This window comes from Colwellia ponticola (genome assembly GCF_005885605.1).
GTDB lineage: Bacteria > Pseudomonadota > Gammaproteobacteria > Enterobacterales > Alteromonadaceae > Colwellia > Colwellia ponticola.
Window position 1 is genome coordinate 1 of sequence record NZ_SZVP01000237.1, and the last position, 261, is coordinate 261.

A 261-nucleotide genomic window follows, 5' to 3' on the forward strand; every position below is an offset into this window, starting at 1 on the left:
TGAACCCATTCCGAACTCAGAAGTGAAACGCAGTTGCGCCGATGGTAGTGTGGGAGTTCCCATGTGAGAGTAGGACATTGCTAGACTTCTAATTTGTGCGAAAGCACTAGAGAAGCCCGATTCGAAAGAGTCGGGATTTTTGCTGTTTTGCGTTTAAATAAATCGTAAGCGTCTAGCCAAGTGCACCTGCAAGTAACTCGTCAAAACGATTAAGCTATTTCTGAATTTCAATTAGGAGATAGCTATGAGAAAAACACGTAG

1 rRNA gene is annotated in these 261 nt (G+C 42.9%); it reads left to right on the plus strand.

Going from position 1 to position 261, the window contains the following annotated elements:
- Positions 1 to 86, plus strand: a 5S ribosomal RNA gene (gene rrf, locus FCS21_RS16735); the annotation flags it as partial.
- Between the last annotated feature and the right edge of the window lie 175 nt (positions 87 to 261).